This is a genomic window from Agathobaculum ammoniilyticum (assembly GCF_025567315.1).
Lineage (GTDB): Bacteria > Bacillota > Clostridia > Oscillospirales > Butyricicoccaceae > Agathobaculum > Agathobaculum ammoniilyticum.
The window spans coordinates 87,063-105,193 of the sequence record NZ_JAOQJE010000003.1 but is presented as its reverse complement, the minus strand read 5'-3'; the positions used below and the strand labels follow the sequence as shown (position 1 = coordinate 105,193).

The following is an 18,131-nucleotide window of genomic DNA, read 5'->3' as shown; positions in this document are numbered from 1 at the left end:
CCGCTGAAAGGAGAACTGCTTTGCTGCAAATCATTCTGGCTATATTAGCGTTCGGCATTCTGGTCATTGTGCATGAATTCGGCCATTTTATCACCGCCAAGCGCGGCGGGGTTCAGGTAAATGAATTCTGGATCGGTATGGGGCCGACGCTGCTCAAAAAGCAGCATAACGGCACGCTGTACTGCTTAAAGCTCCTGCCGTTCGGCGGCGCGTGTGTGATGGAGGGAGAGGACGGAGAGAGCGAAAACGAGCGCGCGTTCGGCAAGGCGAGCCTGCCGCGCCGCATGCTGATCGTGGCGGCGGGCGCGCTGATGAATTTCCTGATCGGCTTCCTTATCGTACTTGCCGTTATCCGGCCGAACGGGCCGGAGGGGGGCTATGTTGTCTCCACGCTTGACAGCGTGGATCCGGCAAGCACCGCCGCAGCGGAGGGCGGCCTACAGGCGGGGGACGAGATCCTTCGGGTGGACGGCTACCATATTTTGCTGCGCGGCGATTTTGAAACCGCGCTGGCTCGCGGCACGGATACGGTCTACGAGGTCGTTGTGCGGCGGGATGGGCGGAAAATAACGCTGCCCGCGGTCACGCTGGCGCCAGCGATAGAGGGGGAGGACGGCCGCATGCTGATCGGGCTGAACTTCGCGGAACAGCCGAACAGCATTGGCATGCACCTGAATATGGCGGCGCGCACCTCGGTAAATTACGCGCGGCTCGTCTGGTCGAGCCTTGGCATGCTGGTAACGGGACAGGTCGGCGTGGACCAGCTTTCCGGACCGGTCGGTGTGGCAGAGGTGATGGCGAGCACAGCCAGATACAGCATATCGGCGTTTTTGCAGTTGGTGGCGTTTATTTCCATCAACCTCGGTGTGATGAACCTGCTGCCGCTGCCCGCCCTGGACGGAGGGCGGCTGGTATTCCTGCTGATCGAGGCGGTCCGCCGCAAGCCGGTGCCGCCCAAATATGAGGGATATATCCACGCGGCGGGGCTTATGCTGCTGCTTGCGCTGATGGTCTATGTGACTGGACAGGATATTTTGCGCATCGTTTCCGGCAGATAGGCGGGCGGACCGCCGTTTGCCGCGACAGGCAAAGGAAAGGACGGAATATGAAACAGACAAAGCAAATCAGGCTCCGCGACGTGCGGATCGGCGGCGGCGCGCCCGTTTCGGTCCAATCCATGACCAACACGGACACGCGGGACGCGCAGGCGACGCTGGCCCAGATCCGCGCGCTGGCCGAAGCAGGCTGCGATGTCGTGCGCTGCGCCGTGCCGGATGCACAGGCCGCGGAAGCGCTCAAAGCGATCTGCGCCGCCTCGCCCATACCGGTCGTGGCGGATATCCATTTCGACTACCGGCTTGCGCTGGCATCGATCGAAGCGGGCGTGGATAAGATACGGCTTAATCCCGGCAATATCGGCGGCGCGGACCGCGTACACGCGGTCGTGCAGGCCGCGAAAGAGCGCCGCATCCCGATCCGCATCGGGGTCAACTCCGGTTCGGTGGAAAAGCATATCCTGGAGAAGTTCGGCGGGCCGACGCCGGAAGCCATGGTCGAATCCGCGCTGTACCATGCCGGACTGCTGGGCGACTGTGGGTTTGACGATATCTGCATTTCCATCAAATCCTCCTCTGTGCCGGACACCATGCAGGCCTATTTGCTCGCGCACGAAAAAACCGCTTACCCGCTCCACCTCGGCGTGACCGAAGCGGGGACGGAATACATGGGTACCGTCAAGTCCGCGGCCGGTATCGGCGGCTTGCTCGCACTTGGCGTGGGCGATACCATCCGCGTTTCCCTGACCGATGATCCGGTCAAAGAGGTTTACGCGGCGAAGGCGATCCTGAAAGCTGTGGGGTGTGCGGAGGAAGGCATCAATGTGGTTTCCTGCCCGACCTGCGGGCGTACCCGCATCGACCTGATCGGCATTGCCAGAGAGGTCGAGCGGCGCTGCATGGAAATACGCGGCAAGCGCTTGAAGGTGGCGGTCATGGGCTGCGCGGTCAACGGACCGGGCGAGGCGCGCGAGGCCGACCTCGGCATCGCGGGCGGGGACGGCGTGGGTCTGCTCTTCCGCCGCGGCGAAATCATCAAAAAGGTGCCGCAGGAGCAGCTTGTGGACGTGCTGATGGAGGAGATCGCGCATTTTGAAGGAGAATGACCGTGTCTGGCAAGCTCATTGATATTTTTGGAAACTGCAAAAGCGTGGCGGAAGAACAGCACCTCGCCGGGGGCGAGGTGCGTTCTCTCGCGTTTGGGGATAACAATACCGTGATGGTGGTCGAGTTGGGACTTTCGCAGGTGGTCAGCCGAAAAGCGATCGCCCAGGTGGAAAAGCAGATCGCAAAGCAGTACGGGCTGGAGCGCGTGTGTATCGAGCCGCGCTACAGCATGCCGGACGGGCTGACCGATGCGTACATAGGCTCGCTGTATGAGGATATGGCGTACCGCATGCCCTCCGCGCGCGGTCTGCTCGACTGCGCCAAGTGGAAATACGAGGGCGGCGCGCTGTATATTCCGATGGACGAGGTGAGCGAAAAGCATTTTGCCAACGCGCTGCGCCATCTGGAAGCGCGAATCCGACGCGAGCTGGATATGGTGTGTCCGGTGCATGCGGTGCGCGCGGCGGCAGAGGATTACGCGCCCCCGTCCGACGCGCCGAAGCGCGAGGAGATTTTGCAGCAGGCGGTCGCGGAAGCAGTGTCCGCGGCTCCGGCGGCGCCCAAGCCGAAAAAGCCGCGTCCCGCGCCCCGGCCGGAAAATGCGGGCTACCAGCGCCCGCGCACGGAAAAGGTGCGCGACGACGACCTGATCTTCGGCAAGCTGATACAGGATCCGATCGTGTCGGTCAACGAGGCGATCGCAGCTTACGATATGGTCACCATTCAGGGCGAGGTGTTCTTCACCGACAACAAGGACATCCACAGCAAAAAGACCGGCAAGGACTATGTAAAGATTGCGTTCGATATGACCGACCGCACGAACTCGGTGCGCGTGTCCAAATTCCTGGCTGCGGACAAGGCGGGCGACACGGCCTCCCACATCAAAAACGGCCTGTACTGCACGGTGCAGGGCAAGATGGTGTATGACTCGTTCGCCAAGGAGATGGTTTTGGAGCCGACCGGTATCGTCAAGGCGAAAAAGCCCGTACGGCAGGACAAGGCCGAGGGCATGAAGCGCGTCGAACTGCATCTGCACACCAATATGAGCGCGATGGATGGTATGTCCTCCACTGCGGCGCTGTTGTGCCGCGCTGCGCAGTGGGGACACCGCGCCATGGCGATCACCGACCACGGTGTAGCGCAGGCCTTTCCCGAAGCCCTGCATGCGCAGGAGGGCAAGCAGAAGGACATTATTGGGGATATGAAGATCATTTATGGCATTGAGGCGTACTATGTCAACGATGCGGACAGCCTTTCGGTCGTGCGGGGCGGCTCGGTCGAACCGCTGGAGGGAACGTTCATCGTGTTTGACCTGGAAACCACCGGCCTCAATCCCGCGAGCGAGGAGATCACCGAGATCGCGGCCGTGCGTGTGACCGACGGGGCGATCCACGACGCGTTCCAGACCTATGTCAACCCGCACAAGCCCATTCCCGAGGAAATCACCAAGCTGACCGGCATTTCGGATGAGACGGTCGCGGACGCGCCCGACCTCGGCGAGGCGGTCCCCAAATTCCTCGCTTGGGCGGGGGAGGGGCGGTATCCCCTTGTTGCGCACAACGCGGGCTTTGATATGGGTTTTCTGCGCGCGGCCTGCAAGCGGCTTTCCATCGAGCGGGAATTCACCGCGATCGACACGCTGGAAATGTCGCGCATGATGCTGCCGCACCTGCATAAATTCAAACTGAACATTCTGGCCAAGGAGCTGCAGGTCGGCCCGTTCGAGCACCATCGCGCGAGCGAGGACGCGGCCGTGCTGGGGCGCATCTTCGTCAAGCTTCTGGCGCGCCTGCGGGAGGAAATGCACGCGCGGACCGTGGCGGATATCAATCCGGTGCTCGCCGCGACGACCGACCGCAAGAACAAGCTGAAAAACCTGCCGCGCTATCACTTCATCATCCTGGTGAAAAACCAGGCGGGGCTGCGCAACCTGTACCAGCTCATCTCCAAGAGTTTTCTCGAATACTACAATAAGCGGCCGATCATGCCGCGCTCGGAGCTGATCCGCCACCGCGAGGGGCTGATCTTCGGTTCGGCGTGCGAGGCGGGCGAGGTGTTCCGCGCCTTGACGAGTAATGCGGAGTGGGACGAGCTGAAACGGCTCGCGTCCTTTTACGATTATCTGGAGATCCAGCCCATCGGCAACAATAACTTTATGATCGGCAAGGGCATGGCCAAGGATGAGGAGCAGCTCCGCGACTGGAACCGCGCGATCCTGCGCCTTGCGGACGAGCTGGGCAAGCCCTGCTGCGCGACCGGCGACGTACACTTCCTCGAGCCGGAGGACGAGGCGTTCCGCCGCATCCTGATGGCAGGGCAGGGCTTCGGCGACGCGGACAACCAGGCGCCGCTGTACTTCAAGTCCACGGACGAGATGCTGAAGGAATTCGCCTACCTGGGCGCGGACCGCGCGTACGAGGTCGTGGTCAGGAACACGAACAGGATCGCGGACATGTGCGACGTCATCCGTCCCGTGCCGCGCGAAAACTACCCGCCGCACATCGACGGCTGCGAGGACGACCTGCGCAATATGTGCTATGAAAAGGCGAGGCGCATCTACGGCGATCCGCTGCCCGAGTTGGTGCAGGCGCGGCTCGACCGCGAACTGAACTCCATCATCGGCAACGGCTACGCGGTCATGTACATCATCGCGCAGAAGCTTGTGACCAAGTCGCTCGCGGACGGCTATCTGGTCGGCTCGCGCGGGTCGGTCGGCTCGTCGCTCGCGGCGTTTATGTCGGATATCACCGAGGTAAACTCGCTCGCGCCGCATTACCTGTGTCCGGACGACAAATACGTCGAGTGGCACGAGGAATACTCCTGCGGCGTGGACCTGCCGGACAAGGTATGCCCGACCTGCGGCAAGCCGCTGACCAAGCAGGGCTTTAACATCCCGTTCGAAACCTTCCTCGGCTTCGAGGGCGATAAGGTGCCGGATATCGACCTGAATTTCGCGGGCGAGTACCAGTCGCGCATCCACCACTACACGGGCGAGATCTTCGGACACGACCATGTGTTCCGCGCGGGTACGATCGGCACGGTGGCGGAAAAAACCGCTTACGGCTATGTCAAGAAATACATGGACGAGCGCGGCATCGAGTGTTCGCGCGCGGAGGAGAACCGTCTCGCCGCGGGCTGCACGGGCGTGCGCCGCACCTCGGGCCAGCACCCGGGCGGCGTGGTCGTGGTACCCAAGGAGATCGAAATTTACGATGTGTGTCCGGTGCAGCATCCGGCGGATGATCCGGATTCGGACATCATCACCACCCATTTTGAATATCACTCGATCGACGCCAACCTGCTCAAGCTCGACGAGCTGGGACACGATGACCCGACCATGATTAAGCACCTGGAAAACCTGACCGGCGTTAACGCGCAGGAAATCCCGCTTGACGATCCGGACACCATGAGCCTGTTCCATTCGTGCAAGGCGCTGAAATACACGGGCGAAAATCCGGATACCGACCCCATCCTGGGCGACCTCGGCTGCCTGGCCGTACCCGAGTTCGGCACCAAGTTCGTGCGCGGCATGGTCAAGGAGACCCATCCCTCGACGTTTGCCGAGCTGGTTTCCATTTCCGGCCTGTCGCACGGCACGGACGTGTGGCTGGGCAACGCGGCCGAGCTGGTGCGCCGCGGCATCCCGCTGTCCGGCTGCATCTGCTGCCGCGACGATATCATGAACTACCTGATATTGCAGGGCGTCAAGCCCAAGCTCGCGTTCAAAACCATGGAAAGCGTGCGCAAGGGCAAAGGTCTGACCGAGGAAATGGAAGCCGCGATGAACGAGCAGAGTGTGCCGGACTGGTACATCGATTCGTGCAAAAAGATCAAATACATGTTCCCAAAAGCGCACGCGGTCGCTTATGTGATGATGGCGTTCCGCATCGCGTGGTTCAAGGTACACCGGCCGCTGGCGTTCTATTCCGCGTATTTTTCCGTGCGCGCCAAGGGCTTTGACGCGTCCTGCATGATTAAGGGCGATAAGGTGTGCATTGACAAGATTAAGGAGCTGCAGATGAAAGACCGCGAGAAGACGATCTCCGCGGCGGAAAAGGAAATGATGACCACGCTCGAGGTGTGCCATGAGTTTTACCGGCGCGGCTTCGCATTCGAGCCGATGGACATTTACACCTCGGCCGCGACCGATTTCATCGTGACCGAAAAGGGACTGATCCCGCCGTTTACCTCGATGCCCGGCATCGGCGAGCAGGCGGCGCAGAACATCGTGGAGGAACGGCGGAACGGCAGGTTCCTCTCCGCCGAGGAGATGGCGGTGCGCTGCCCCAAGGCGTCCAAGGCGGTGGTCGAGCTGCTCGACCAGATCGGCGCGCTCGGCTCGATGCCCAAGACCACGCAGATCAGCCTGTTTGCGTAATACGGGAAAGGATAGGATAGATATGGCAAAATACGAAAAACAGTTAACCGGAGACTTTGACGACGTGTTGAGCCGCCTGTTTGACGCAGTGATGAACGGCAGCATGTCCGCTTCCTATGAGGATGGGAGTGACTGGGAAGCGAACGGCGTGCGCTGCGCGGTGCGCGTGTTCGAGCGTTACAGTTGGGCGGGCGGCAACCGCGTGAGCATGAACCTGACGCTTGCGGGCTATGGGAACAGCCTGTTCCTGTCAGCCATCACCTCGGGCGGCAGCCAGGCAATGTTTTGGAAAGTCAACACCATGGGAGAGGAAAGCTTTCTGGAAACGCTGGTGCCGGTCGCGGAAGAGTACGCGGCAGGGCGGTAAGGAGGGCGCGCGGATGTACTGGATATGCTTTGGGGAAAGCGCCAAAGGCTGTCTGTCTGTTGCCCGACACCGCATTGCGCCGGACATGCCGAAAGAAAAAATCATTGCACTGCTGGATGATTACACGCAGGGTGATATTCGCAATGTAGGCAACCGTGCCGCGCGGGAGGATATTCTTTTCCCGTGGCAGGAGGAGCAAGACGCGGACCCTGCATGGATGCGGGATTACATTGACCGGCATTGGGAGGCGTTCGGACGCCTGGACGAAGTGGACAAGGCGGTGATCTGGGCTGCCGGAGGGAATGCCGTGGAGCAGTGCGGTCTGCGGTATGTAGTCAGCCGGCTGTATGAGCGGCGCGTGCCGGTTTGGCTGGCCGAAGTGGAGGAGATTCCGCTGGGTGAGATCAAGGAGGAGGACGAGGGGAGGATCGGCGGTGCGGTCTCGGTCGTTACAGGCAGCCGTGTACTGAACTTCCTCCTGCGTTTTGTGCCGCAGCCGCTGGTGCGGCGGTATGCGGCGCACGTCTCGCGCCGTGTCAGGAGCGAGCGGGCAAAAGAGGGACGGGTACGGTACAGCGGTGTAGGGGAGATGGACTCGGGGGCGGCGCGGTATTTTTACAGGCGCCGCCGCCTGCTGACCGAGACTGAGCAGGGGCTTTTGCTGACCGAATGGAAGCGCATGCAGGAGGAAAACGCTCCTCTGCGCGTGATGGCATCCGGCAGGCCGCGATCCGCAGCGATAGATTTTTACGACGAAGCGATCCTTGCCTGTGTGTCGACGCAGGAGAGACGCGCTGCGTTGACCGTTGGCAAGGCGCTGGTTAAACTCGCTGAGGCGGGCGACTGTGTGAGCGATATGATGATCTTCTCGCGGATCCGCGCGCTCGGCGCGGCAGGACGGCTGGAGATCGTGCGCGACGCGCCGACCTATCGGGACATGACCATCCGCAAAATCAGGTCTTGACAAGGATAGACGTTTTATGCTATTATTTTAACGCGATAAATCGATAAAGGAGTTTTCGGCCATGAACCGTTTTCGTATTTCCACACCAGAGGGGACGCGCGACCTGCTGTTCTCCTCCTGCCGCGCCTTGCGGCAGACCGAGAACACCATACGCGCCTCCCTGGAAAACCGCGGCTACAGTGAGATTATCACACCGGCTGTCGAATATTTCGACGTGTTTGCGCAGGCCAATCCAGAACTGGATCAGGAGCAGATGCTCAAGGTGATCGACCGGTCGGGACGCATCTGCGTGGTGCGTCCGGACAATACGACACCGATCGCCCGTATCGCGGCGACGCGCCTGGATAACGCGGCGCTGCCCGTACGGCTGTATTACAGCCAGAAGGTGTTCCGCTCGGTTGTGGGCGGGCATGGCCACAAGGGGGAATTCCTGCAGGTCGGCGCGGAGTTAATCGGCGCGGACGGGCTGGAGGCGGATAAGGATATCCTTTCCGCGGCGTTCGGCGCGCTGACGGAAACCGGCGCGGCAGGCTTTCGCATCGAACTGGGGCATGCGGAGATCTATAAAGCCCTGATTGAGGAGCTGGGCGTGGACGCAGCGGCGGCAGAAAGCATCCGCCGCCTGATCGAAAATAAATCGTTCGCTGCCTTGGGCGACACGCTCTCGCCTTATGGCGACCGTCCGGCGGCGGGGGCGCTCCGCGCGATGCCGCAGTTGTTTGGAGGCATGGAAGTACTTGATCAGGTCGAAGCGCTGACCGGAAACGTGCGTGTACTCGGCGCGGTTTCCTATCTGCGCCGGCTGTACCGCGCGCTGGACGAAACCGGCTATGGGGACCGCATCATGATCGATCTGGGCTTGGTGCATGAGATGGATTACTATACGGGTGTGATGTTCCGCGGCTACATCGGCGGCGCGGGCGCGGCTATCCTTGCGGGCGGGCGGTATAACGCGCTGTGCGCCAAGTTCGGCAAGGACATGCCGGCGGGCGGCTTCGGTATCGATGTGGAAAGCGTCGCGGAAAGCCTGCAGGGCGCTGCGGGTACGGAAACCGGAACCCGACGCGATACGGTGCGCATCGCGCTGACCAAGGGGCGGCTGGAGAAGAAGACGCTCGCGCTGCTCAAAAGCGCGGGGTATGATATTTCCGAGTTGGAAGCCGGCTCGCGCAAGCTGATCTTTGCCCTGCCGGATACGGGCGTGGAGATCGTGCTGGCCAAGGCGGCGGATGTGATCACCTATGTCGAGCACGGCGTTTGCGATATGGGCGTGGTCGGCAAGGACACGATCATGGAAAAGGGCGGCAGCTTTTACGAAATGGTAGACCTTGGGTTCGGCAAATGTCGCTTCGCATTGGCGACCAAAAAGGGGAAGGACGTTTACGGCGGCTATCAGACACCGGTCATCGCGACCAAATATCCGGCGGTCACTAAGGCGTTTTTTAACCGCAAGAATATGGACGTGGAAACCATCAAGATCGAGGGTTCGGTTGAGCTTGCGCCGCTTTTGGAGTTGGCGGACGCGATTGTGGACATCGTGGAAACCGGTACGACGCTCAAGGAAAACGGGCTTGAGGTGATCGAGGACGTCGCGCCGATCTCGGCGCGCGTAATTGTCAATCTGGCGAGCGCCAAGCTGAAAAAGGCCGCGATCCAGAAGGTGATTGCCGAGCTGGAAAGCGGGTTGGAGGGATAATATGTTTTTGAAGACCGTTCTTGCGGACGGGCAGGCCGAGCAGGCTGTTATCCGCGAGATGAAAGCCCGCGCCGCCGGCGCGCGCGGGGATATTGAGCAGACCGTGCGCGCGATTATGGACGACGTGCAGGCGCGCGGCTGTGATGCGGTGTGCGAATATGCGGGGAAGTTCGATGGTAAGGCGCCCTATATCGTCGCGCCCTCCGAGCTGGAAGCGGCATATGCCGCGTGCGCGCCCAGCCTGACCGCGGCGCTCGAAAAGGCGGCCGCGAATATTCGGGATTACCATGAGCAGATGCTCATAAAATCTTGGGAATGGGAACGCGGCAGTGGGGAAACGCTTGGACAGACCGTGCGCGGGCTGGCGCGCGTGGGCATCTATGTGCCGGGCGGCACGGCGGCGTATCCGTCCAGCGTATTGATGAACGCCATACCGGCTCAGGTCGCGGGGGTAGGGGAGATTATCATGGTTACCCCGCCGACCGAAAACATGTCGATCGAGGTGCTGGCCGCAGCGAAGATTGTGGGCGTGGACAAGGTGATCGCCGTGGGCGGCGTGCAGGCGGTGGCCGCGCTGACCTATGGCGCGGGCATGATTCCCCAGGTGGATAAGATCGTTGGCCCGGGCAACGCCTATGTCGCGGCGGCGAAAAAGCTGGCTTTCGGCACGGTGGATATCGATATGATCGCGGGGCCGAGCGAGGTGCTGGTCATTGCCGACCACACAGCCAACCCGACCTGGGTGGCGGCCGACCTGCTGAGCCAGGCCGAACACGATCGGTTGGCCTCCGCCGTGCTGCTGACCGATTCAATGGCGCAGGCGCAGGCGGTTTCATGCGAGATGGAGCGCATGGCGCGCGCGCTGCCGCGCTGGGAGATCATCCGTGAGAGCGTGGCGGGTTACGGCTGCGCGATCGTGTTCGAGGATCTGAAGGAGGCCTGCAAAATGGCGGATATGGTCGCGCCCGAGCATTTGGAGGTCATGACCGCCGCGCCGCGCGAGCTGCTGCCATATCTGCATAATGCGGGCGCGATCTTCCTCGGCCGGTATGCGCCCGAGCCGCTGGGAGACTATATGGCAGGACCCTGCCACGTCCTGCCGACCTCGGGTACGGCGCGGTTTTTCTCGCCGCTTTCGACGGACACGTTCCTGAAGAAAACCAGCATCATCGAATACACGCGCGACGCGCTGCAGGGCTACGCGCAGGATATTATTGCGCTCGCGCAGAGCGAACACCTGGACGCGCACGCGAACTCGGTCGCGGTGCGCTTTGCGGAGGAAGCACAAGATGAGAAATGCTGAAATCAAACGCAAAACCAAAGAGACCGATATCACGGTCGCCCTCGACCTGGAGGGCGGCACACGGAAAATCGACACCGGTATCGGCTTTTTTGACCATATGCTGAACAGCTTTGCCGTACACAGCGGCTTCGGGCTGACGCTTACCTGCAGGGGAGACCTTGCGGTGGACGGACACCACACGGTGGAGGACTGCGGTATCGCGCTCGGACAGGCGCTCCGCCAATGCTTGGGCGACAAGGCGGGCATCGCGCGGTTCGGCCAGGCGTTCGTACCCATGGACGAGGCGCTCGGTTTCTGCGCGCTGGATATTTCGGGACGGCCGTATCTGGTATACGACGCGCCCATGCCCCAGCCCATGTGCGGCGGGTATGATACCTGCCTGACGGTCGAATTCATGCGCGCGTTCAGCGTGAACGCGGGGCTGACCCTGCATCTCAAATGCGAATACGGCGACAACGCGCACCACATCACCGAGGCGCTGTTCAAGGCGCTCGCGCGGGCGCTCAAGCAGGCGGTGGCGCAGACAGGCGGCGGTGTGCTTTCCGCGAAAGGGGTGCTGTGATTGAAATATGTGTTCGCGGGGCTGGGAACGGTTGCTGCGGTATTTGTTATTGCAGCGTTTGCCGCTGAGATGTGGCCACTTGCCGCATCGGTGGATCTGGGCGTACGCTTTTGCATGTATGCACTCTGTATTGGCTGTGGGCTGGTCGTAGGCTTTGGCTGGAAGATACTCGATGTGGTCAAAGCCCTGAAAAACACCTTAATGGATAAAGAGGACGGTCAATGAGCTATATTGCGATCGTAGATTACGGCGCGGGAAATCTGATGAGCGTACATAATTCGCTTGATTTCCTGGGTTATGAAAATAAAATAGCGGACACCGCGGAGGATCTTGAGCGGGCGGCGGGCGTGATCCTGCCCGGCGTGGGTGCGTTTCCGGACGCGATGGACGCGCTGTATGCCTCCGGACTGACTGGCGCGGTGCTGGAAGCGGCGCGGAAAAAGCCCTTCCTGGGCATCTGTCTCGGCATGCAGATGCTGTTCGAGGGCTCGGATGAGGTACGCCCCTGTGCCGGGCTCGGCCTGCTGCCGGGACGTATCACGCGCATCCCAACCGCGCTCAAGCTGCCGCAAATCGGCTGGAACGCACTCGACATCCTGCGCCCGAACGCAATGACCGCGGGGCTGGAAAACGGCGCGTATGTGTATTTTGTACACAGCTTCATGGCGCGGCCGGCGGTGGAGGACGACTTGGCTGCCGTGACGGACTACGGTGTGCGCGTACCCGCGATGGTGGCGCGCGGAAACCTGTTCGGTTGCCAGTTTCATCCAGAAAAAAGCGGAAAAGTAGGGCTGCGCATGCTGCAGAGCTTTGCAAAATTGACGGAGGTGGGAAAATGAGGGTTCTCCCTGCCATTGACCTGAAGGACGGGCAGTGTGTGCGCCTGCAGAAAGGTGATTACGGCACCGCGCACAGGGTCGCGGAGGACGCGGCGCAGACCGCGCGGGCTTTCCTCGACGCAGGCGCGGAGTTGATTCATATGGTTGACCTGGACGGTGCGAAGGACGGTTCGCACGCGAATTACAACGTCGTCCAGCGCGTGATCGAGGAGACGGGCGCGGCGGTCGAGCTGGGCGGCGGCATTCGGACGATGTCGGATGTGGAAGCGGTACTGGCGCTTGGCGTGACGCGCGTGATCATTGGCTCGGCGGCGGTGCGCAGCCCGCAGTTCGTGGCTGATGCGGTGGAGCGGTACGGAGACCGGATCGCGGTCGGCATCGACGCGCGCGGCGGCACGGTCCGCACCGAGGGCTGGCTGGTCGACAGCGGCACGGATTATATCGCGTTTGCCAGACAGATGGACGGTTACGGGGTGAAAACCATTATATTCACGGATATCGACAAGGACGGCATGCTCGAGGGGCCTAACTTCGACCAGCTCGCCGCGCTGCGGCAGGCGGTAACGTGTGGTATTGTCGCGTCGGGCGGTGTGTCCACGTTAGAGGATATCCGGCGGCTTAGGACGCTGGGCATCGATGAGGCGATTGCAGGCAAAGCGGTCTATTCCGGCTCGCTTGACCTGGCTGCGGCGATCAGGGAGGCGAAGTGATGCTTGCAAAACGGATCATTCCCTGCCTGGATGTCAAGGACGGGCGGGTGGTCAAGGGCGTGAACTTTGTCGGCCTGCGCGACGCGGGCGATCCAGTCGAGCTGGCGAAGTTCTATTCCGCCGAGGGCGCGGACGAGATCGTGTTCCTCGATATCACCGCGACGAGCGATGACCGCGCCACGATCGCGGACGTGGTGCGCCGCACCTGCCGCGAGGTGTTTGTGCCGGTCACGGTCGGCGGCGGCATCCGTACGGTGGAGGATTTTCGCGAGATCCTGCGCGCGGGCGCGGACAAGGTTTCGGTCAACTCGGCGGCGGTCAAAAATCCAGGGCTGATAGACGCGGCTGCGGAGAAGTATGGAAGCCAGTGCGTTGTCGTGGCCATCGACGGGCGGAAGACCGGAAAGACCCCCTCGGGCTTTGAGGTATATGTTGCGGGAGGGCGCACGCCGACCGGCATCGACGCGGTCGCATGGGCGGGCGAGGTATCCGCGCGCGGCGCGGGCGAGATCCTGCTCACCTCGATGGATCGGGACGGCACTAAGTCCGGCTTTGACTTGGATCTGACAAAGGCGGTCGTGGAGACGGCCGGCATTCCGGTGATCGCGTCCGGCGGCTGCGGCGCGCTTGATCATTTTTCCGAGGTGTTCGAGTGGACGGACTGCGATGCCGCGCTGGCCGCAAGCCTGTTCCATTACAGAGAGCTGACCGTGGGGCAGGTCAAGGCGCATCTGCGCGAAAAAAACATTCCGGTGAGGTTGTAAATCATGGAACTAAACAAATTTTTTGTCAAGGCGCCGCTGGTTCCGGTTATCTGTCAGGACGAGCGCAGCGGCGAGGTCCTCATGCTCGGCTATGCGGACGAAGAGGCGCTGCGCCTGACGATGGAGACTGGCACGGCGTGGTTTTTTTCGCGCTCGCGTCAGAAATTGTGGAACAAGGGCGAAACCTCGGGCAACGTTATTTTTGTGTCCAAAATACTGTCCGACTGTGATGACGATACGCTGATCTATGTCGGCACGCCCAAGGGACCGGTCTGTCATACGGGCAACCACACCTGTTTTTTTACAACGCTGTGGGAGAAAGAAAGGCACCTGTAGCGGGGCTTCCCAATTGTTTTTGATAGCAGGCGGCGGTCGCGGTGATGGGCGGCTCTATCATAGTGGCCGTTGACTGGAATGGAAGCGGCAAAAAAGATAGGAGGATGAATAGCATGAATTCCTTTGAGCAAATGGAGGCTGTGATCGCACAGCGTAGGGCCGAGCCGCAGGAGGGCTCGTATACCTGCTACCTGTTTGAAAAGGGTCTGGATAAGATTTTGAAAAAGGTCGGCGAGGAGTGCGCCGAAACCATTATTGCGGCAAAAAACGGCGATAAGGCCGAGCTGGTGGGCGAGATCAACGACGTGTTCTATCACATGATGGTGATGATGAACGAATGCGGCGTGACGCTCGCGGACGTGTGCGCGGAAATGGATGTCCGCGCACAGAAGATCGGCAACCTGAAGCAGTTCCACGCTTCCGACCATAATACCTGAGAACAAGCCTCGTCCCTGTGCCGTGTTGCTTACAGGAGGGAAAAAGCCCCCGTTCGCCGCAGATATTCTGCAACGGATCGGGGACTTTCTGACTCTTATAGATAGAAGGGGTCAGAAAATCTTAAGAAATCCCCTGCCGGAATCTTAAGAAAGGCCCGCTATACTGTAAACACGGTACGGCGGACGCGCGCAAAGCGCCCGTCGGGAAAGGGAACGGATATGACGACACGATACATCAGCATACCAGGGGAGACGGTACGCCGGTCGGCCGCGGCCGCGCCGGGCAGGACAGCCCCGCGCCGGCGCAGGCGGGTGAAAAAGCGCCGCCATCCCCTCCGCGCGCTGTTACTGCTGGCGGTGCTGGCCGCGGTGGCGTGGGGCGGCCTGCGCCTGCTGGACGGCCTGCGCGTGGAGGCCGACTGGGCCGCGCGCGGCATCGCCGTGAAAGACGGGACGGCTGCGTCGATCGTCCAGCTCGCGCACAGGGACAGCCGCGCGCAGGCGATCGTGGACGCGCCGGAGGCTTATCCGCCGGAATACCTCGATCTGCTCGCCCGCAACAGCGAAACGCTGGAGTTTGTGCTGGGATATCCGGCGCACCATGGGGACGCGCCGGGGCAGTCCCTCACGGAACCGCTGGACACCATGCCACTGCTGCTGCAATGGGATATGCGGTGGGGGTACCAGCCCTATGGGGAAAGTACGGTTGCGGTCAGCGGCTGTGCGCCGGCGTGCCTTTCCATGGCAGCGGCCTATCTGACCGGCGACCCGACGCTCACCCCTTACCGCGTGGCGCAGTTCGCCGCGGAACAGGGATACTATGTGCCGGGGCAGGGGACAAGCTGGTCGCTGCTGAGCGAGGGCGCGCCCTCTCTGGGCGTACAGTGCCGCCAGCTTGCGCTCGACCAGGCGCAGGTCGACGCTGCGCTGGACGCGGGCCATCCGGTGATCTGCTCCATGCTGCCGGGAGATTTTACGACCGAGGGACACTTTATTGTGCTGTACGGCCGCGCGGATGGAGGGTATACGGTCCGCGATCCGAACAGCGTGGAGCGGAGCGGAAAGGTATGGTCCTATGATACGCTGTCCGGACAGATCGCCGGTCTTTGGGAGTGCTCTGCCGCCGGATAGGGGTTGCCCAAAAGGGAAAAACATGGTATGCTTGTCCAGAGGTGAAGAAAAATGCGCAGAAAAGACAGAGAGATCACAGGGCGGGAGAATATAGAGCCGATCCTCCGTGCCTGCAAAACCTGCCGCGTGGCGATGAGCGCGGAAGGGATGCCGTATGTGATCCCGCTCAATTTCGGCTATACCTGGGATGAAAGCGGCCTGACGCTGTATTTCCACAGCGGCCTGAAAGGGAAAAAGATCGACGCGCTGCGCAAAGACCCGCGCGTGTGCTTTGAACTGGACACTGAGGATGGGCTGACCGGAGAGGGCGATCTGGCGTGCCGGTACAGCTTTGCGTTTTCGTCCATTGTGGGCTACGGCAGCGTGCAGTTCGCGCAGGATAATGAGGAAAAACGCCACGGTTTTGACATTATCATGCAACACCAGACCGGACGTGGCGGCTGGACATATACCGACGCGGCTCTGTCGGTGGCCGAGGTGTTCTGGGTGCGCGCGGATTCGTTTGAGGCATCGCGCAAAGTGCGGTAACAACATGAAAAAGAGGCTTCCACTGAGGAAAGCCTCTTTTCTATTCCATGCTGCGCTTGCTCAAGCCCAGAAGTGCGCGGCGATCTGGTCGGCCTGCTTTTCAGCCTGCTGGAGCAGGGCTTCGACATCGTTTCCGATGATATCCAGCCCTTGCGCCGCGAGGGTGTCAAAGCGGCCGCCGCAAAGCAGCTTACAGATGGATTCCAGATAGGCGCTGCCATGGTCGGCGAGTGCGGGATCGCTGTTATCGACGATGCCGCCGCGCGTTGTCACATAGAGCAGCCGCCGCGGCCTGCAGTCCGCAACCGGCTGGCCGTATTGGTTATAGTGGAACGTCAGGCCGGTCACGCACAGGCGTTCCAGATAGGCGCGCACCATGGCGGGAAAGCTCAAGTCCCAGAAAGGGCAGGCCAAGACGACGGCATCCGCGTTTTTGAACTGGTTTGCAAGCGCAAAAAACGGGGCGTCGAAAGCGCCGGCGCGGGAAAGTGCATCCCGTTCAGCGATCTCTGCCGCGCCGTAGGGCGTCAGATGGAGGGCGGGAAGCAGAAGCACATCGATATCCGCATCCGGAATGCGGCTGATAACGTGCTGGGCAAGCCGCAGGGTGCGCGAATCCCTGCCACGGATACAACCATTGACAAACAACAGGTTTTTCATCATATACGGTTACTCCTTTATTCGTTTTCTGCCGCGTATGCGGCAAAGAATGTGCAGCAAAACATTGATCGCGAGCGGTGGGGAAGCCGCGCGCCGGTCCGTCCCCATCATAACACGGCGGAAGGGCAAAGGCAAGAAAAAGCACATCCCCCTTTTGCCCAAAGAGGGATGTGCCGGAAAGCAAGAGGAAACGCCGCTATGCTTCGCTTCGCTTGACGAACTTGCTGCGCGGCGCGCGGCAGATCGGACAGATGAAATCGTCTGGAATGTCCTCAGCCAGCCGGACATAGCCGCATACCGTGCATTTCCAGCCCGCGTCCGCGGATAATTCGTGATAGACCGGCGCAACGGGTGGAACATCCTCGCCGCGCTTCTCAAACTCCTTGACGGTCAGGCAATCGCCGTCGCCGAGCACCTCCGCGTCGAGCAGCTCGCAGATAAATAGCGTGTAGGAGCCGATCGCAACGGTTTCCGTTACTTTCAGGCTCAGGCGGGACACCATGCCATCCGTCAGATAGGGGCAGCCTTGGCTGTCGGTCTGAACGGCAAAAGAAGCAAACTTATCGATCGCGCGGCCGGATTTGTAGCCGAACTCGTTGACGAGCCGGTCCTCCGCCTGCTTGGCGAGCAGGGTGGCCGCGGCAACGCCGCTCTTCTTGAGCGCCGCACAGGTCGCGGAATCATTGTTCAGAGAAAATGTGAATTTGGGAGGACGGGACGAGGTGACCTGGTGCAAGGAGTTGATGATGCAGCCGAAATTTTTGCCGCCCTCTGCGGTGGACAGCAGCGCAAGGCTGTAGTCCAGCTTTTTATATGCAGCGTTGTTCATAAAACCGTTCCTTTCTTGTCAATGCTCGTTATTGAAAATGAATATCAATTACAAATTTATACTATCACAATTGACAGGAAAAAGCTATATTTTTTTCCACAAAAAAGAATGAATTTTTTTGTGCTTTTAGAACAGGTTTTTCAGGTTCGGCTGTTCCAGATCAGGCAGATGGCGGAGTTGAGCGAGCAGCTCTGTCCGGTCGAGCAGAAGGTCGTCCGTTATTTGCTCCTTCTGGGCGGTGCGCACACGAGCGAACAGGCGGTTAACCTCGTCCAGCTCTTCGTGCAGGAGCAGGGAGCCGAGCAAGGTCTGCGCGGCCGACCATTTTTCGTAGGCCTGTTCCAGCCGGCCGCTTTCCATATCCTGAACGATGGCGTCCACCGTGGCTTCCACCGTCCGGCTGCTCCACAAGCTGCCCCAGATCAACAGGGCGAAAAGGGAGAGGGCAAGAAAAAGCCGCTGCAT

Annotated in this window: 19 protein-coding genes and 1 pseudogene; 17 read left to right on the top strand and 3 right to left on the bottom strand. The window is 60.8% G+C overall.

Translation table 11 applies throughout. From position 1 onward, the window contains the following. Positions 1-20 precede the first annotated feature (20 nt). The 17 genes and pseudogenes from rseP (at position 21) to OCV66_RS04455 (ending at position 16,177) form a co-directional block, all read left to right on the top strand. Positions 21-1,058, top strand: a complete 1,038-nt coding sequence (rseP, locus tag OCV66_RS04535) for an RIP metalloprotease RseP (protein WP_054326194.1) — start codon at positions 21-23, stop codon at positions 1,056-1,058. A 47-nt stretch (positions 1,059-1,105) separates the two neighbouring features. Next, a complete protein-coding gene (gene ispG / locus OCV66_RS04530) occupies positions 1,106-2,161 on the top strand; it encodes a flavodoxin-dependent (E)-4-hydroxy-3-methylbut-2-enyl-diphosphate synthase (protein ID WP_054326195.1) in 1,056 nt (351 codons plus the stop codon). A gap of 2 nt (positions 2,162-2,163) precedes the next feature. Then, a complete protein-coding gene (locus tag OCV66_RS04525; protein ID WP_147573839.1) occupies positions 2,164-6,540 on the top strand; it encodes a PolC-type DNA polymerase III in 4,377 nt (1,458 codons plus the stop codon). A 22-nt stretch (positions 6,541-6,562) separates the two neighbouring features. Further along, entirely contained in the window at positions 6,563-6,907 is a 345-nt protein-coding gene (locus OCV66_RS04520; RefSeq protein WP_147573838.1) for a DUF6054 family protein, read from the top strand. 13 nt (positions 6,908-6,920) lie between these two features. Beyond that, a complete protein-coding gene (locus OCV66_RS04515; RefSeq protein ID WP_107630642.1) occupies positions 6,921-7,871 on the top strand; it encodes a DUF3658 domain-containing protein in 951 nt (316 codons plus the stop codon). A 61-nt stretch (positions 7,872-7,932) separates the two neighbouring features. Continuing rightward, positions 7,933-8,889: pseudogene (hisZ, locus tag OCV66_RS04510) on the top strand (ATP phosphoribosyltransferase regulatory subunit); the annotation flags it as partial. 54 nt (positions 8,890-8,943) lie between these two features. Next, positions 8,944-9,567, top strand: a complete 624-nt coding sequence (gene hisG / locus OCV66_RS04505; RefSeq protein ID WP_054326335.1) for an ATP phosphoribosyltransferase — start codon at positions 8,944-8,946, stop codon at positions 9,565-9,567. 1 nt (position 9,568) lies between these two features. Further along, positions 9,569-10,870, top strand: a complete 1,302-nt coding sequence (hisD, locus tag OCV66_RS04500) for a histidinol dehydrogenase (protein ID WP_147573837.1) — start codon at positions 9,569-9,571, stop codon at positions 10,868-10,870. Next, entirely contained in the window at positions 10,857-11,432 is a 576-nt protein-coding gene (hisB, locus tag OCV66_RS04495; RefSeq protein ID WP_054326199.1) for an imidazoleglycerol-phosphate dehydratase HisB, read from the top strand. The genes hisD and hisB overlap by 14 nt, the downstream gene beginning before the upstream one ends. After that, a complete protein-coding gene (locus tag OCV66_RS04490; protein ID WP_054326200.1) occupies positions 11,433-11,657 on the top strand; it encodes a hypothetical protein in 225 nt (74 codons plus the stop codon). Then, positions 11,654-12,271, top strand: coding sequence for an imidazole glycerol phosphate synthase subunit HisH (hisH, locus tag OCV66_RS04485; protein ID WP_054326201.1), 618 nt, complete (start codon positions 11,654-11,656; stop codon positions 12,269-12,271). Before OCV66_RS04490 ends, hisH begins: the two co-directional genes overlap by 4 nt. Beyond that, positions 12,268-12,981 carry a 1-(5-phosphoribosyl)-5-[(5-phosphoribosylamino)methylideneamino]imidazole-4-carboxamide isomerase gene (gene hisA, locus OCV66_RS04480; RefSeq protein ID WP_054326202.1) on the top strand — a complete coding sequence of 238 codons (714 nt, stop codon included), beginning with the start codon at positions 12,268-12,270 and terminating at the stop codon, positions 12,979-12,981. The genes hisH and hisA overlap by 4 nt, the downstream gene beginning before the upstream one ends. Beyond that, positions 12,981-13,745, top strand: coding sequence for an imidazole glycerol phosphate synthase subunit HisF (gene hisF / locus OCV66_RS04475; RefSeq protein ID WP_054326203.1), 765 nt, complete (start codon positions 12,981-12,983; stop codon positions 13,743-13,745). Before hisA ends, hisF begins: the two co-directional genes overlap by 1 nt. Positions 13,746-13,748: 3 nt before the next feature. Next, positions 13,749-14,081, top strand: a complete 333-nt coding sequence (hisI, locus tag OCV66_RS04470; RefSeq protein ID WP_107630639.1) for a phosphoribosyl-AMP cyclohydrolase — start codon at positions 13,749-13,751, stop codon at positions 14,079-14,081. A 113-nt stretch (positions 14,082-14,194) separates the two neighbouring features. After that, positions 14,195-14,518: a phosphoribosyl-ATP diphosphatase gene (gene hisE, locus OCV66_RS04465; RefSeq protein WP_054326204.1), complete on the top strand. Its 324-nt coding sequence runs from the start codon at positions 14,195-14,197 to the stop codon at positions 14,516-14,518. A 219-nt stretch (positions 14,519-14,737) separates the two neighbouring features. Beyond that, on the top strand, positions 14,738-15,649 hold the full coding sequence (locus tag OCV66_RS04460) for a C39 family peptidase (RefSeq protein WP_082396746.1): 912 nt from the start codon (positions 14,738-14,740) through the stop codon (positions 15,647-15,649). 51 nt (positions 15,650-15,700) lie between these two features. After that, entirely contained in the window at positions 15,701-16,177 is a 477-nt protein-coding gene (locus OCV66_RS04455) for a pyridoxamine 5'-phosphate oxidase family protein (RefSeq protein WP_054326205.1), read from the top strand. 60 nt (positions 16,178-16,237) lie between these two features. Here OCV66_RS04455 and OCV66_RS04450 read toward each other — a convergent pair whose 3' ends face one another. From OCV66_RS04450 to OCV66_RS04440, 3 genes are all read right to left on the bottom strand, one after another. Continuing rightward, positions 16,238-16,840, bottom strand: a complete 603-nt coding sequence (locus OCV66_RS04450; RefSeq protein WP_107630636.1) for an NAD(P)H-dependent oxidoreductase — start codon at positions 16,838-16,840, stop codon at positions 16,238-16,240. A gap of 193 nt (positions 16,841-17,033) precedes the next feature. Beyond that, positions 17,034-17,666 (bottom strand): flavin reductase, encoded by a 633-nt coding sequence (locus OCV66_RS04445; RefSeq protein ID WP_054326208.1) that lies wholly within the window; start codon positions 17,664-17,666, stop codon positions 17,034-17,036. A 126-nt stretch (positions 17,667-17,792) separates the two neighbouring features. Beyond that, entirely contained in the window at positions 17,793-18,131 is a 339-nt protein-coding gene (locus OCV66_RS04440; protein WP_054326209.1) for a DUF4363 family protein, read from the bottom strand.